This window comes from Olsenella profusa, assembly GCF_016900315.1.
Classification (GTDB): Bacteria; Actinomycetota; Coriobacteriia; order Coriobacteriales; family Atopobiaceae; genus Thermophilibacter; species Thermophilibacter profusus_A.
The window spans coordinates 222635-237492 of the sequence record NZ_JACSNQ010000002.1 but is presented as its reverse complement, the minus strand read 5'-3'; the positions used below and the strand labels follow the sequence as shown (position 1 = coordinate 237492).

Annotated in this window: 11 protein-coding genes and 1 riboswitch; of the genes, 2 read left to right on the top strand and 9 right to left on the bottom strand. The window is 69.1% G+C overall.

The window, feature by feature from the left end:
• Positions 1–251: 251 nt before the first annotated feature.
• Complete coding sequence (locus H9X80_RS02210; protein WP_204792724.1) at positions 252–1430, top strand: NAD(P)-dependent malic enzyme; 1179 nt, start codon at positions 252–254, stop codon at positions 1428–1430.
• Between the two features lie 83 nt (positions 1431–1513).
• On the opposite strand, the gene H9X80_RS02205 is transcribed toward H9X80_RS02210, so the two are convergent.
• The 8 genes from H9X80_RS02205 to H9X80_RS02170 form a co-directional block, all read right to left on the bottom strand.
• Positions 1514–2575 (bottom strand): hypothetical protein, encoded by a 1062-nt coding sequence (locus H9X80_RS02205; protein ID WP_204792723.1) that lies wholly within the window; start codon positions 2573–2575, stop codon positions 1514–1516.
• Positions 2556–3131, bottom strand: coding sequence for an RNA polymerase sigma factor (locus H9X80_RS02200; RefSeq protein ID WP_204792722.1), 576 nt, complete (start codon positions 3129–3131; stop codon positions 2556–2558). The genes H9X80_RS02205 and H9X80_RS02200 overlap by 20 nt, the downstream gene beginning before the upstream one ends.
• Positions 3132–3253: 122 nt before the next feature.
• The gene (locus tag H9X80_RS02195) at positions 3254–4513 is read right to left on the bottom strand and encodes a serpin family protein (RefSeq protein ID WP_204792721.1); all 1260 of its coding nucleotides are present in this window, start codon (positions 4511–4513) and stop codon (positions 3254–3256) included.
• A gap of 105 nt (positions 4514–4618) precedes the next feature.
• Positions 4619–5569, bottom strand: a complete 951-nt coding sequence (locus H9X80_RS02190; protein WP_204792720.1) for an EamA family transporter — start codon at positions 5567–5569, stop codon at positions 4619–4621.
• A gap of 125 nt (positions 5570–5694) precedes the next feature.
• Complete coding sequence (locus H9X80_RS02185; protein ID WP_204792719.1) at positions 5695–9429, bottom strand: phosphoribosylformylglycinamidine synthase; 3735 nt, start codon at positions 9427–9429, stop codon at positions 5695–5697.
• A 152-nt stretch (positions 9430–9581) separates the two neighbouring features.
• Positions 9582–10379 carry a CbiQ family ECF transporter T component gene (locus tag H9X80_RS02180; RefSeq protein WP_204792718.1) on the bottom strand — a complete coding sequence of 266 codons (798 nt, stop codon included), beginning with the start codon at positions 10377–10379 and terminating at the stop codon, positions 9582–9584.
• Entirely contained in the window at positions 10379–12109 is a 1731-nt protein-coding gene (locus H9X80_RS02175) for an ABC transporter ATP-binding protein (RefSeq protein WP_204792717.1), read from the bottom strand. The genes H9X80_RS02180 and H9X80_RS02175 overlap by 1 nt, the downstream gene beginning before the upstream one ends.
• A gap of 19 nt (positions 12110–12128) precedes the next feature.
• Entirely contained in the window at positions 12129–12704 is a 576-nt protein-coding gene (locus H9X80_RS02170; RefSeq protein ID WP_204792716.1) for an ECF transporter S component, read from the bottom strand.
• Positions 12705–12709: 5 nt separating this feature from the next.
• Positions 12710–12864, bottom strand: a riboswitch (FMN riboswitch).
• A gap of 144 nt (positions 12865–13008) precedes the next feature.
• On the opposite strand from H9X80_RS02170, the gene murB reads away from it, so the two are divergent.
• Complete coding sequence (murB, locus tag H9X80_RS02165; protein ID WP_204792715.1) at positions 13009–13932, top strand: UDP-N-acetylmuramate dehydrogenase; 924 nt, start codon at positions 13009–13011, stop codon at positions 13930–13932.
• 47 nt (positions 13933–13979) lie between these two features.
• On the opposite strand, the gene H9X80_RS02160 is transcribed toward murB, so the two are convergent.
• Positions 13980–14570: a TrmH family RNA methyltransferase gene (locus tag H9X80_RS02160; RefSeq protein WP_204792714.1), complete on the bottom strand. Its 591-nt coding sequence runs from the start codon at positions 14568–14570 to the stop codon at positions 13980–13982.
• Positions 14571–14858 lie beyond the last annotated feature (288 nt).

The following is a 14858-nucleotide window of genomic DNA, read 5'->3' as shown; positions in this document are numbered from 1 at the left end:
GGTTTTGGTTGTCGGGGACCTAACATGCGCCAGAACCTAACCAAAACCCCCGAAATCCCTCTAAGATGCCGCGAAACCTAACGGGGTAGCTAGGGGCTGTTCGGGGCCGTTATGTGGCCGTGGCAAGGCCGCCACCCGCTCCAGCACGGCCTGTCGGCGTTTCTCGCCGTGGCCCCGTTCGCATGCGGCTAAACTGTTGCGTGGTGTGAATTCTGGCCGGCGGCGGCCGGCCCGCGAGATGGGAGTGAGCCATGGCGGAGGATGCCAAGCAGTACGCGCTGGACAAGCACGAGGAGTGGGGCGGCAAGATCGAGGTGATCAGCCGCGCGCCGATTACCACGCCGGAGGAGCTTGCCGTGGCCTACACGCCGGGCGTCGCCGAGCCGTGCCTCAAGATCCAGGAGAACGTTGAGGACTCCTACAAGTACACGCGTCGCGGCAACCTCGTGGCCGTGGTGACCGACGGCTCCGCGGTGCTGGGCCTCGGCAACATCGGCCCCGAGGCGGGCATGCCGGTCATGGAGGGCAAGTGCGCCCTGTTCAAGACCTTCGCCGACGTCGACGCGTTCCCGCTGTGCGTGCGCTCCAAGGACGTGGACGAGATCGTCCGTACCGTCGAGCTCATCGCCGGCAGCTTCGGCGGCATCAACCTGGAGGACATCTCCGCGCCGCGCTGCTTCGAGATCGAGCGCCGCCTCAAGGAGTCCTGCGACATCCCCGTCTTCCACGACGACCAGCACGGCACGGCCGTGGTGACCTGCGCCGCGCTCATCAACGCGTGCCGCCTCACGGGACGCGAGCTCTCCGACGTGCGCGTGGTCTTCTCCGGCGCCGGCGCCGCGGGCATCTCCATCGCCAAGCTCATGCAGCGCATGGGCGTGAAGGACGTCATCATCTGCGACCGCACGGGCGCCATCTACGAGGGCCGCGAGGGCCTCAACCCCGAGAAGGCCGAGATCGCCACGTGGACCAACCGCGAGGGCGTGAAGGGCAGCCTCGCCGACGCCGTGCGCGGCGCCGACGTCTTCGTGGGCGTGTCGGCCCCGGGCGTGCTCACCCAGGACATGGTCCGCACGATGGCAGCCGACCCGATCGTCTTCGCCTGCGCCAACCCCGTGCCGGAGATCATGCCGGACGAGGCGCTGGCCGCCGGGGCCGCCGTGGCCGCCACGGGCCGCTCCGACTTCCCCAACCAGATCAACAACGTGCTCGCGTTCCCGGGCATCTTCCGCGGCGCCCTCGACGTGCGCGCCTCGGACATCAACGACGACATGATGGAGGCCGCGGCCTACGCGATCGCCGGCCTCGTGGACGACGAGCACCGCGCCGCCGACTACATCATTCCCGGCGCCTTCGACGAGCGCGTGGCGCCCGCCGTCGCCGCCGCCGTGGCCGAGGCCGCCCGCACCTCCGGCGTCGCCCGCCTCTAGTGATTCAAAAGGGGACAGTCCCCTTTTGAATCATCGTGCCGCCCCGACGTTCCTTTGCGAGAAGGACGTCGGGGCGGTCTCGTTTACTCCGTGACCTCGGTGATGGTGTAGAGGTCTGGCCCGTTGGCGTAGAGCCCGTCGGACGCCTCCTGAGCCTCGAGGTATTCCTCGGGCTTGGGCTCGACGTCGCGGTAGTAGCTGAGGACAGCGCCGTTGCGCGCCTGGGAGTCGAGATAGCCCTGATACGTCTCGTCGAAGTCCTCGCTCGGGGAGATGCGATAGCGCTTTGCCTGCTCGCTCCCGTCGGCAAAGGTGACCGTCATCACGAGCGTGGTCTGGGCAAGGATCTCGGCGCTTCTCCGCTCGAGGACAAAGCGAAACCTGTTGAGCGCCTGTTGGCGTGCCACCTCTTCGTCGAGCGAGGTCGCGTCGATCGGCAGTGCGTCCTTGGCGGCGCGCGCCTCGCGAATCTCGTCGTCGGTCGGAAAGCTCGTCCAGACCTGGCGGTTGAAGTTTTCCTCGTCAGCCTGCTGCTCCTCGTAGGAGACGCTGAAGCCCGCGCCCGCCCCTCCGTGGTCGGGGTAGGCCTCGCCCTTGCCCAGCTCGTAGGGCCGGCTGTACAGCGCGTCGAACCACACCGCGTTGCCGGCGAAGCCCTCGTCCGGCTGTCCCTCGGGGCTCACGAACTTCCCCTCGAGTGTGTAGTCGATGCGGTCGATGTTGGCCCCCTCGCAGCGCAGGTCGATGCTGTGGGCGGCGTACCAGCCGGAGCTCTCGCTGCCGCCGAGCGACCCGGCGAGGCTGATGCTGCGCTGGGCCAGGACGGTACTCTCGCCCTGGGAGATGCCGTCGGCGTACGCCTTGAGGACAAACCAGTTGCCCTCCGCCGCCGCGGGGTCGTCTTCTCCGGGGCGCACGATCACGGAGAGGGCGAGAAGTGCGGCGGCGCTGCCCAGGACGGCAAGCCCCGCGCCCACGGCCGCGCGCCGCGTCATGCTCCGCTGCGGCCGTCGCGGCCTGCGCGGGCCGCGGGCGCGCTCGCCCTTCTCGGCCCTGATCTCGTCCAGTACCGACTCGCGCACGTCCTCGGGCAGCGCCACCCTGCGCGCCCGCGTGCGGAACTGCTCAAGCGTGTGCCTGTCCATAGTTCTTCTCCTTTGCAGGGTTTGTTGCGGGGCTCGCGGGGGACTCGAGCGTCTCTCTCATCTGCTTGCGCGCCCGATGCAGGCGCGTGCGCACCGTCGCCGGCGGGCTGCCCACGATGCGGGCAATCTCCTCGGTGGTGTACTCCTCCACGTAGTGGAGCAGCGCCACCACGCGGAGCTTCTCGGGCAGGGCCTGGAGCGCCTGCCAGACCGGGTCCGCGCGCAGCTCCGTGAGGGCCGCGTCCTCGGTGGACGCGCCGGGCGCCGGCAGCTCGCGACCCGCGTCGTCTGCGCTCTCCACCCGCTGGCGCCAGGGCGTCCGGTGGAACTCGTGGCATCGGTTGACGGTCACGCGCAAGAGCCAGGCCTTCAGGTGCTCGTCGCCCGTGAACGCGGTGCCGTCCGTGAGCAGACGGCAGAAGACGTCCTGCGCCACGTCCTGGGCGTCGGCCTCGGAGCGCGTCTGCGCGAGGGCGACGAGATAGACCGAGCTGCCGTGCGCGGCCATCGCGTGCCGCATGAACTTCTCGGTGCGTTGAACTTGCTTGGCGGTCATGCCCCTCACCTCCTCGCCCCTAACATGCGCGAGAGGAGCATATTGTTCCCGTAATGATGAAAAGGGACAGTCCCTTTTCATCATCGGGAGCATGATTCAAAAGGGGACTGTCCCCTTTTGAATCACTCGGCGGACATGAGGGTGCCGGTGAAGACGGGCGTCATCGTGTGCGCGTCGACGATGAGGTAGACGAAGGGCCGGTCCAGGATGACCTCCTTGACCTCGGGCTCCTCCTCAATGGGGGCGGCGGCGCCGTCCATCGTGGTGACCGTTGCCGCCGCAGCGCGCGTGCCCTCCTCGTCGACGTCGATGAACGTCTTGTGCAGCACGCTGCCGATGAACAAGGGGCCTGCGTCGGAGCGGCCCATGCGCGAGAAGTCCGCGGCCTCGGCGTCGAAGGCGTCCGTCATCCCGAGCGCCCGGAGCACGCCTGAGAGCTCGATGTCGTAGCTGCTCGTGAACGTGGGCAGACTCACGAGCACGACGGTGCTTTCCTTCGGCGTGAGCAGCGCGCCCAGGCTCTCCCCGTCGAGGCTCTCCAGCAGCTCCGCCACCGTGACGCCCTCGTTGGGCAGCAGGCCCACGAAGAGGTAGTCGTGGTCCTCGTAGGGTTTGGCAAAGCCGGTGGCGAGGTCGTTCTCGAAATAGGAGCTCTCGGTGGAGTGCATCATGTCCACATCCTGCTCGACGCCGTCCTCGCGGGTGAACGTGTCCGGCGTGACGAGCGCGGAGTCGAAGGGCTCCTCCCACGCGCCCTCGAACGCGAGCGCGTTTGCCAGGAGAAGCTGAGTCTGTTCGGAGAGCCGGCTGAGCATCTCGGGAATCATCTCGTGGGTCTTCTCGCTGATCCAGGCGTTGACATCGGCCACGGTGGAGTCGTCGAAAGGTGCCGAGAAGACCTGCGCGCCGAGCCTGCCGCCGCACGCCTCGAGGAAGGTGTCCTCCACGGACAGGCCGTCGGAGTCGCGCACCCAGACGGAGTTGGCGAGCGAGAGCGGCCCGTCGTATGAGCTCGAGAGCTGCAGATAGGCCTGGAGCGTGTCCGTTAGCTCCTCGACGCTCATCCCGGTGGCGTGCTCCATCTGCGTGAGCGTCTCGCCGTCCGCCCCGTTCTCGGCCATGGCGAGCGCGTAGAGCACCGAGAGCGGGGAGACGAGCGTGTTTTCCGAAGGCGCCTCGGCCGTGCTCCCGCGGAGCAGGTCGAGCGCAAAGTCATAGGTGACCGTTGCGTCGGCCATCTCGACGGAGGCCTCCGAAGCGGGCTTGACGTTGGCGGTGAGGTCGGTCGCCGTGAGCGAGAGCGCCTGGTGGCAGCCAACGAGCCCCAGCGCAAGAAGGCAGGCGAGAAGAACGGGGGCAAGAAGCTGACGCGGGCGTCTCATGGCGCTCCCTCCGCTGCGGGGATACGTGCCCTGAGTATCCCCGCTTCTGAGAGGCGCGAGACGAGGCATTCGGCAAGGGGGGGCGAGTCGGCCAGCGGCGGTGCGTCAGTCCTTCTCCGGGCGGTTCACGATGACGATGCCCAGGCTCACGAGCACGAGCGCCGCCACCGCGACGGCGGGGCTCACGACGTCGGTCTCGCCGAGAAGGACCGCGGAGAGCAGCACGCCGAAGACGGGGTTCATGAAGCCGAAGACCGCCACGCGCGAGACGGGGTTGGCCGCCAACGCGAGCGACCACAGCGAGTAGGCGGCAGCGGAAATAAAGCCTAGGTAGGCGAGAAGCGCGAGCGCCGGGAGCGGGTTGGCCGCATCCGCCGGAGCGACGTGGCCTCCCGCGGCCAGGCCCACGGCGAGCATGATCGCTCCGCCGAGGACGAACTGCCAGCCCGAGAGCAGCACGGGGTCGTGGTCGCGCGAGAAGCGCTTGGCGAGGTTGCTCGAGGTGGCGGCGGCGAGCGTCGACGCGAGCACCATGCCCTCCCCGGCGAGCGTGAAGCTAAAGCCTCCCGACTCGCCCGTCACGTTTACAAGAACCACGCCCGCAAAGCCCACGAGGCATCCGAGCACCTTGCGTCCTGTGAGACGCTCGAAGCGGAAGACCAGCGCGGCCAGGAGCACGCAGAGAAAGGAGTTGCTCGCCTCCAGAATCGAGCTCGTCACTCCGGCGCAGTTGGCGAGGCCCACGTAGAAAAGGACGTACTGCAGCACGGTCTGAAAGAGGGAGAGCGTGCCGATGGCGGGCAGGTCGCGCCGCTCGGGCACGAAGGCGCGCCGCCGGGCCACGCTCATGCCCGCGACGACCATGAGCCCCGCGATGACGAAGCGCGTGCCCGCGAAGGCCAGGATCGACGGCACGTCCGCGGCGTCGACGGCAAACAGCTCGTAGCCGATCTTCACGCACGGAAACGCCGACCCCCACAGAAAGCACGCCGCCAGGCACGCCAGCACCACGCCCGGCAGCGTGGCGATGAAGGGCTTGGATTCGGGATTGCTCACGTGATGACCTCTCGGTTGAAGTTTCTGGACCTGCACGCAGCTGCGCCCGGACTTCTCGGCCGGCGACTTCTGGCGAAGCCAGTGAGCCGGCGAGAAGTCCGGGCGCGGCCAACCTTGCTGTCAGGCTATGCCGTGAAGTACGCCACGCCGCCCTCGATGAGCGGCTGGTACGCGTTGCCCGGCACGTTCTTGTAGAGCCCGGCGCCGGAGCGCTCGGTGTGGCCCATCTTGCCGAGCACGCGGCCGTCCGGGCTGGTGATGCCCTCGATGGCCAGTACGGAGCCGTTGGGGTTGACGTCGAGCGCCATCGACGGCACTCCGTCCTCGCCCACGTACTGGGTTGCCACCTGGCCGGCGGCCACGAGCTGGGCCAGCAGCTCGTCGGAGGCCACGAAGCGGCCCTCGCCGTGCGAGATCGCCACGTTGTGGACGTCGCCCACCGCGCACTTGGAGAGCCACGGGGAGAGCGTGGACGCCACGCGCGTGCGCACCAGACGGCTCTGGTGGCGACCGATGGTGTTGAACGTGAGCGTGGGGCAGGCCTCGTCCATCGGGCGGATGTCACCGTACGGCACGAGGCCCAGCTTCACGAGCGCCTGGAAGCCGTTGCAGATGCCGAGCATGAGGCCGTCGCGCGCCTGCAGGAGGTCGCGCACGGCGTCGGTGACCTCGGGCGCGCGGAAGAAGGCCGTGATGAACTTGGCCGATCCGTCGGGCTCGTCGCCGCCGGAGAAGCCGCCGGGGATCATGACGATCTGGCTCTGGCGGATGCGGCGTGCGAGCTCGGCCGTGCTCTCGGCCACGGCCTCGGGCGTGAGGTTGTTGATCACAAAGACGTCGGCCACGGCGCCGGCGCGCTCGAAGGCGTGCGCGGTGTCGTACTCGCAGTTGGTGCCCGGGAAGACGGGGATGACGACGCGCGGGCGCGCCACGTGGACGGCCGGGGCGGGGCGAGAAGAGCCCGCCGCAGCGGCGTCAAAGGACACCGCCTGGACCTTCTCGCCGTCGGCGCGGTAGGGGAACACGCCCTCGAGTGCGCCCTCCCAGGCCTCCTGGAGCACGGAGAGGTCGATCTTCTCGCCGTCTGCGGAGAGCTCGTAGGCCTCGGTGGTGGTGCCGAAGAGCGAGACGGTCACGCCGGAGGGGACCTCCGGGAGCTCGGCGCCGTCGGCGAGCTCCACGAGGAAGCTGCCGTAGGACGGGCAGAAGAGGGCGTCGGCGCCAAAGGCCGGCGCCACGTCCAGGCCGATGCGGTTGCCGACGCACATCTTGAAGGCCGCCTCGGCCGCCCCGCCGTAGCCCGGCGTGGAGACGGCGAGCGCGGCGCCCTGGCCAACGAGCCCCTCGACCAGCGAGAACGCGGAGAGCAGCGCCGTGGTGTCGGGCGTGAGGCCGTCGTCGGCGTAGTCCGGGACCACCACGAGCACGCGGTGGCCGGCGCCCTTGAACTCGGGCGAGGTCACGCGGCCCACGGTGCCGAGGCCCGTGGCAAACGAGACGAGCGTGGGCGGCACGTCGAGGTCCTCGAAGCTGCCGGACATGGAGTCCTTGCCGCCGATGGAGGCGATCCCCAGGTCCACCTGGGCCATGAGGGCACCGAGCAGGGCGGCGGTGGGCTTGCCCCAGCGGGAGGGCACGTCGCGGAGCTTCTCGAAGTACTCCTGGAAGGTGAGGTAGAGGTCCTTGTGCTCAAAGCCGGCGGCCACCATGCGGCTCACGGACTCGACCACGGAAAGGTAGGCGCCCGTGTACTGGTTGGCGCTCATCAGGTAGGGGTTGAAGCCCCAGGCCATGCCCGAGCACGTGGTGGTCTCGCCGTCCACGGGGAGCTTGGCGACCATGGCCATGCTCGGCGTGAGCTGCGTGCGGCCGCCGAAGGGCATGAGTACCGTGGCGGCGCCGATGGTGGAGTCGAAGCGCTCGGAGAGGCCCTTGTTGGAGGCAACGTTGAGGTCGGTCACCAGGGCGTGCATCTTCTGGGCCAGGGTGTCGCCGGCCCAGGTGTGCTCGAACTCCTGCGGCGCCTCCACGCGCACGGAGGTGGACTTGGGCGCGCCGTTGGAGGAGAGGAACTCGCGGCTCACGTCCACGATGGTCTTCCCGCGCCAGCTCATGCGCAGGCGGGGCTCCTCGGTGACGGTGGCAACGACCGTCGCCTCGAGGTTCTCCTCGTGGGCGTAGCGCAGGAACTCGTCCACGTCCTCCGGGGCCAGGGCCACGGCCATGCGCTCCTGGCTCTCCGAGATGGCGAGCTCGGTGCCGTCGAGGCCCTCGTACTTCTTGGGTACGAGGTCGAGGTTGATGTCCAGGCCGTCGGCCAGCTCGCCGATGGCCACGGAGACGCCGCCGGCGCCGAAGTCGTTGCAGCGCTTGATGAGGCGGCACGCGTCCTCGCGGCGGAAGAGGCGCTGGAGCTTGCGCTCGATGGGGGCGTTGCCCTTCTGGACCTCAGCGCCGTCCTTCTCGAGGGACTCGACGTTGTGGGCCTTGGAGGAGCCGGTGGCGCCGCCGATGCCGTCACGGCCGGTGCGGCCGCCGAGAAGCACGATCACGTCGCCGGGGGCGGGGCACTCGCGGCGCACGTGGCTGGCCGGCGTGGCGCCCACGACGGCGCCAATCTCCATGCGCTTGGCCACATATCCCGGGTGGTAGAGCTCGCTGACCTGGCCGGTTGCCAGGCCGATCTGGTTGCCGTAGCTGGAGTAGCCGGCTGCGGCGGTGGTGACGAGCTTGCGCTGCGGGAGCTTGCCGGCCATGGTCTCGGACACGGGGACCGTGGGGTCGGCCGCACCGGTCACGCGCATGGCCTGGTAGACATAGCTGCGGCCGGAGAGCGGGTCGCGGATGGCGCCGCCGATGCAGGTGGCCGCGCCGCCGAAGGGCTCGATCTCGGTGGGGTGGTTGTGGGTCTCGTTCTTGAAGAGGAACAGCCAGTCCTCATCCTGCCCGTTGACGTCCACCTTGACCTTGACGGTGCAGGCGTTGATCTCCTCGGACTCGTCGAGGTTCCTGAGCTGGCCGGTATGCTTGAGCCACTTGGCGCCGATGGTGCCCATGTCCATGAGGCAGACGGGCTTGTCGTCGCGCCCGAGCTCGTGGCGCATCTGCATGTAGCGGTCGAACGCGGCGGCCACCACCTTGTCGTCGAACTGCAGGTGCTCGAGGGCCGTGCCGAAGGTTGTGTGGCGGCAGTGGTCGGACCAGTAGGTGTCGATCATGCGGATCTCGGTGATGGTGGGGGTGCGACCCTCGCTGGCAAAGTAGCTCTGGCAGAAGGTAATGTCCGCGAGGTCCATGGCCAGGCCGCGCTCGTCGATGAAGGCTTGGAGCTCGTCTGAGGTGAGGTCCAGGAAGCCGTCGAGCACCTCCACGTCGGCGGGCTCGGGGTAGTCCTGGCGCAGCGTCTCGCGCGGCTCGAGCGAGGCCTCGCGCGCCTCGACCGGGTTGATTACGTAGTGCTTGACGGCCGCGACGTCGGCCTCGGAGAGCGCGCCCTCCAGCACGTAGAGCTTCGCGGAGCGTACGATGGGCCGCTCGCCCTGGCTGATGAGCTGGATGCACTCGCTCGCGGAGTCCGCGCGCTGGTCGAACTGCCCGGGCAAAAACTCCACGGCAAAGACCACGGACCCCGGCGCGACCTCCGGCATCTCGGCGGTGGCGACGTCGGACTGCGGCTCGGAGAAGACCGTGGGGACGCAGCGCTCGAACAGCTCGGGCGTGATGCCCTCCACGTCGTAGCGGTTGATGATCCTGAGACCGGTGAGGGCGTCGATGCCGAGGAGCGCCTTGAGCTCCCGCTCGAGGCCGCGGGCCTCGCCGTCAAAGCCAGGTTTCTTCTCCACGTAGATGCGAGAGACCATGCGCTGCTACCTCCTGAGGTGCCTAGGAAGCCGATTAGTATTCACCATTCTACGACAAAACCCCACCGTTCACCGAACAAGCGGCGGGACGTGACGTGGTGGACCGATTCGGCCTTGGCGAGAGGGGCGCGGGCGGCCGGTGGCTTCTCGGGCTACAGCCCTAGGACGGCGAGAAGAACCACGAGCCCCGCCGTCACCACGACAGCCACGGCCTCGCGCCGGCCGAGGTGCGGCTCGTGGAGGTGGGTGCGCCCGGCGCCGCCCTCGTAGCAGCGGGCATCGAGCGCGCGGGAGAGGCCGTCCGCATGGCGCAGGCCGCTCGCGAGCAGGGCCACCACCACGGGGACGATGGCGCGCACGCGGCGGACGGGGCCGCCCTCGTCGAACGCCCCGCCGCGCAGGGACTGGGCGTCGATGATGGCCGAGGCCTCGTCGGCGAGCGTGGGCACGAAGCGCAGCATCAGCGAGAAGACCATCGCGATCTCGTGGCCGGGCAGGCCCAGGCGGGAGAGCGGGGAGAGCATGCGGTCGAAGGCGTCCGCGAGCTGGGTGGGCGTGGTGGTGAGCAGGATGAGCGAGCCCACCACGAGCGCGAGCGCAAAGCGCGTCGCGTAGAGCACCGCCGCCCACGCGCCGCCCGAGGTGACGGTGAGCGGGCCGAGCGTCACGAGCGGAGTGCCGGTCTGCACGAACACGAGGTTGAGGAGCGAGAGGAAGGCGAGAAACACCACGAGCGGGCGCACCGAGGCGAGGACGCGCCCGGCGGGGATGCGCGCGAGCGCCGGCAGCGCTGCGGCCACGAGCGCGCCGGCCACGAGCTGGGCGGGGCTGGTGAGGCAGAAGAGCGTGACGAGCAGGGCGAGCGCACAGCAGAGCTTGACGCGCGCGTCGAGCTCGTGGACGGGGGAGCTCGCCGGGTAGTACTGGCCGATGTCGAGCCGGAGTGCCACTAGGCCTCGCCCCCCTCTATCGCCGCGACGAGCTCGTCGGTGGTGAGGGGCTCGCCGAGGGGTCCGAAGCCGCGGTCCTCGAGGGCGCGGGCCACCCGAAGCGAGCGCGGCACGCCGAGTCCCGCCTCCGCGAGGCGTGCCTCGTTCCCGCGAGAGAACACCTCGCGCGGGCTGCCGGCGGCCATCAGGTGGGACTGGTCGAGCACCACCACGCGGTCGGTGCGGGCGGCGTCCTCCATGGAGTGGGTGACCTGCACGAGCGTGATGCCCCGCTCGTGCAGCCGGGCGAGCACACGGCGCAGCATGGCGCGCCCACGCGGGTCCAGCCCGGCGGTGGGCTCGTCGAGCACGAGCACGCGTGGCTGCATGGCAAGCACGCCGGCGAGCGCGCAGAGGCGCCGCTGCCCGCCGGAGAGCTTGAAGGGGGAGGCGTCGCGCTTGTCGGCAAGGCCCACGAGCTCGAGGGCGGCCGTGACGCGACGGTCCACCTCGGCGGCAGGAAGACGCAGGTTGCGCGGGCCAAAGCCCACGTCCTTCTCGACGGTCTCGGCAAAGAGCTGGCGCTCCGGGTGCTGCATCACGTAGCCGATCTGCGCGCGGGCGGCGCGGTGCCCCCTCCGGGTGGAGGTGTCCTGGCCGGCGAGGAGGATGCGGCCCTCGTCGGGGGTCTCGAGGGTGCAGAGCAGGCGCAGCAGGGTGGACTTGCCCGAGCCGGTCTGGCCGATGATTGCCGTCGAGCTGCCGGGCGTCAGGCTGAGGGAGACGTCGTCGAGCGCGTGGGCGCGCGGGTCATAAGAGAAGCTCACGTGCTCGACGCTGACGAGGGGCGCCTGGGGCGAGCCGTCGGGATGATACGAAGGGACAGTCCCTTCGTATCCTTTGCCTCCGCGCACGGTGGCGCAGAGCTGCTCCACCACGTCCTTCTCGCTGCAGGTGGGGCGCAGGCCAAGGCGGTCGGAGAGCCGCAGGGCAAAGGGCGCCTCGAGGCCGAGGGCCCGGATGGCGTCCTCGTGGGAGAAGACCTCCTCGGGAGTGCCCTCGAGGGCCACGTGGCCGTGGTCCATCACGATGACGCGGTCCGCCTCGAGCGCCTCGTCCATGAAGTGGGTCACGTGCACGAGGGTGGTCCCGGCGGCCGCAAGGCGCCCCATCACGCGCAGGATCGCGGAGCGGCCGCGCACGTCCAGCAGCGAGCCGGGCTCGTCGAGCACGAGCACGGACGGTTCCATGGCAAGCGCGCCGGCGATGGCCACGCGCTGCTTCTGGCCGCCCGAGAGGCGGGTGGGGTCGGCGTGCGCGTAGTCGTCGAGGGCAACGCGGTGCAGCTCACGGCCCACGCGCGCGGCGATCTCCTCACGCGGGAGGCCGAGGTTCTCCGGGCCGAAGGCCACGTCGTCCTCCACGACGCTCGTGACGATCTGGTCGTCGGGGTTCTGGAACACGAGGCCGAGGCCGCGGCGGGCGCGGCGGTAGGCGTCGAGGTCGGGCACGCCGTCGGCGCAGACGCGCTCGCCGACGAGCTCCACGTCGCCTGCGTCCGGGGCGAGCAGGCCGCAGATCACGGAAGCGAGCGTGGACTTGCCCGAGCCGTTGGCGCCGAGCACGCAGACCCGCTCGCCGCGCGCGACCGTCAGCGAGACGTCGTCAAGCGCACGCACGCCGCCCTCATAGACGAGGGTGACGTGCGAGAGCCGGATGGGTTCCGTCGAGCGTGTTGCCGTCAGTGCCACGTGCTTCTCGCCAGCTGGGCTACGCGGAGACGACCTGCGAGACGGGCTTCTGGATGAGGGCCGTGACCACGCAGTTGAGGACGACCTTGATCAGGTTGAACGGCAGCAGGATGGGCACGATCATCGCCACGACGCCCTCGGCGGTGGTGTCGGTGTAGAGGGGGGTCACGACGATGTTGCCGAGGATGCAGGCGACAAGTGAGACCACGGCGCCGACGAGCATGCCGGCGGCGAGCCCGCGCGCCCCGCCCAGGCGCCGCGCGACCAGCACGGCGGGGATGACGAGGGTGAGCCCGGCGAGGACGGCCATGAGGTGGCCGTAGGGGTTGAAGCTGAAGAGGGTCTTGAGCACCCAGGGAAGCACGACCACGATGGCGCCCGTGCTGGGCCCGAAGAGCAGGCCGGCGACAAACGCCACGATGCAGGACGGGTCGTACTCCAGCCAGGGGGCGGGCGGGAAGATGGGGATCTCGACGAAGGTGAGGACGAACGCCAGCGCGCAGAAGAGCGCCGTCGTCGCGATGCGCCGGGTGGACCAGGCGCCGCCTGCGGTGGTGGAGTGGGTATCGTGCGAGACGTGTGAAGAAGCTGCCATGGTGGCCTCCGTTTCTTCCATCCGGACTGTAACCGTTGGTCCCGGAGTCTCACCGGGTCAGCCGCCTTTTTAGCGGGTCGCGGACTTCGGGTCTTGGGCGCGCACGCCCGGGCATCCCGTTACCGCCAGTGGGGAGTTTCACCCCGCCCTGAAACTGACGGGGCCAGTGTAGCACTTGTCGCGGGGACGTGCGGCCGCTCCCTGTGGCCGGTCGTGCCGGGGGTTGGCCAGGGTCATTGGCATGGCAGGCGTGCATGCGGGCGCGCTATACTGTGAAGGCCTGTCGGGCCACAGAAAGGAAAGCATGTCCGATACCGAAAGCGGCCGAGAGCCCCTTGCGTGGCGCCTGCGCTCGATCGTGGGCGAGGAAAACGTGCTCGAGAACGAGCCGATGAGCGCCCACACCACCTTTCGCGTGGGAGGGCCGGCCGACCTCTTTGTGATTCCCGAGGACTTCGATGAGGTGCGGGACGTGCTGCGCGCCTGCGACGAGGCGGGGGTCGAGCGCTTTGTGCTGGGCCGTGGCTCCGACCTGCTGGTTTCCGACGAGGGCTACCGCGGCGTGATCGTGGCGGTGGCCGACGGGCTCACGGGCGTTTCCGTGGACGGCACGGAGATGACGTGCCAGGCGGGCGTCGACCTGCGCGAGGCATCCGAGATGGCCTGCGAGCTGGGGCTCTCCGGCCTTGAGTTTGCCTGTGGCATCCCGGGCTCGGTGGGTGGCGCGTGCTTCATGAACGCGGGCGCCTACGACGGGTGCGTGGCCGACGTGCTCAAGTGCGTGCGCGTGCTGCGCCCGGACGGCTCCTTCGAGACGATTGACGTGGCCGACCTCGACCTGGGCTACCGGCACAGCCGCGTGGCCACCGACGGCCTGGTGGTGCTCTCCGCCACGTTTGCCCTCAAGAAGGGCGACGGCGAGAAGATTCGCGCCAAGATGGACGACCTCACGGCGCGGCGCGAGGAGAAGCAGCCCCTTGAGCTGCCGAGCGCGGGCAGCACGTTCAAGCGGCCGGAGGGCCACTTTGCTGGCAAGCTCATCATGGACGCCGGCCTGCAGGGCTATCAGGTGGGCGGCGCGGCGGTGTCCAAGAAGCACGCCGGGTTCGTGGTGAACGTGGGCGACGCCACGGCCGCCGACGTCCACGCCGTGATCGGGCACGTGCAGGACGAGGTCGAGCGCCAGTTTGGCGTGCGGCTGGAGCCCGAGGTGCGCTTCCTGGGGTAGGGCGCGCTGGGCTGCGGGCCGTCTTGGCGAGGCGCCTCGTGCCGCGTCTACTCCATTCCCGCAAACCCTGTCTGTCGGAGCGCCTCGTAGAGCACCACCGCCGCCGCGTTGGAGAGGTTGAGCGCGCTGATGCGGTAGTCGTCCGGGTTCACGAAGTTGCCGCACACGTCCTGCGCGAGTAGGGCGCGGTGGTCGGCGGGCGTGCCTGCGTGCCAGGCGGAGGCGTTTTCCAGGGAGACGGCGTCGGGGAGCATCGGGATGCGCTCGCAGCAATTGGGCATCGAGGCGAGGAGCTCCTCCGGCAGCCCCACGCTCTCGCAGCCAAAGACGAGGTAGTCGCCCTCTACGTAGCGCGCCTCGGCGTAGGTGCGCCGCGCCTTCTTGGTGAGGAGGTGCAGGCGGGGGTCTGAGCCCCGGGCGCTGAGGCCGTTGCGCGTGAGGAAGTCCTCCCAGTCCCCGTAGACCGTAACGTCAAGGCTTTCCCAGTAGCCGAGCCCGGCACGGTGAAGCGATTTTTCATCCAGGGAGAAGCCGAGCGGCCCCACGAGGTGCAGGCGCGAGCCTGTGACCACGCAGGTTCGGCCGATGTTTCCCGTGTTGGCCGGAATCTCCGGCGTCACAAGTACGATGTTGAACACGAATCTCCCGTCTCGATTTGAAAAAGTCTCATAACTGTGACATGAGTCGTCCTCGATTTGCAATTTAGCCATAAGTGTGACGTGCTGTGCGCGCCCTGCGCGTAGACGGAAGGGAAAGTCGCAGGTAATATAATAAAATCAGAAATCAAAATCCCTTGAGGCGACGCTTTGGGCGCACAGTTATGGCCAAATTGCAAATCGGGAGGTCCGCTTGTCACAGTTATAGCCAAATTGCAAATTGGTCGACGGCGCTGCGGGGGCGCGTAACAGTGTGGGGAGCTGCAGAGG

Excerpts from the sequence above, each read along its gene's own strand:
- murB (WP_204792715.1), top strand. The coding sequence starts at position 13,009 with ATGTCCGATACCGAAAGCGGCCGAGAGCCCCTTGCGTGGCGCCTGCGC.
- H9X80_RS02185 (WP_204792719.1), bottom strand. The coding sequence starts at position 9,429 with ATGGTCTCTCGCATCTACGTGGAGAAGAAACCTGGCTTTGACGGCGAG.
- H9X80_RS02200 (WP_204792722.1), bottom strand. The coding sequence starts at position 3,131 with ATGACCGCCAAGCAAGTTCAACGCACCGAGAAGTTCATGCGGCACGCG.
- H9X80_RS02210 (WP_204792724.1), top strand. The coding sequence starts at position 252 with ATGGCGGAGGATGCCAAGCAGTACGCGCTGGACAAGCACGAGGAGTGG.
- H9X80_RS02195 (WP_204792721.1), bottom strand. The coding sequence starts at position 4,513 with ATGAGACGCCCGCGTCAGCTTCTTGCCCCCGTTCTTCTCGCCTGCCTT.
- H9X80_RS02170 (WP_204792716.1), bottom strand. The coding sequence starts at position 12,704 with ATGGCAGCTTCTTCACACGTCTCGCACGATACCCACTCCACCACCGCA.
- H9X80_RS02205 (WP_204792723.1), bottom strand. The coding sequence starts at position 2,575 with ATGGACAGGCACACGCTTGAGCAGTTCCGCACGCGGGCGCGCAGGGTG.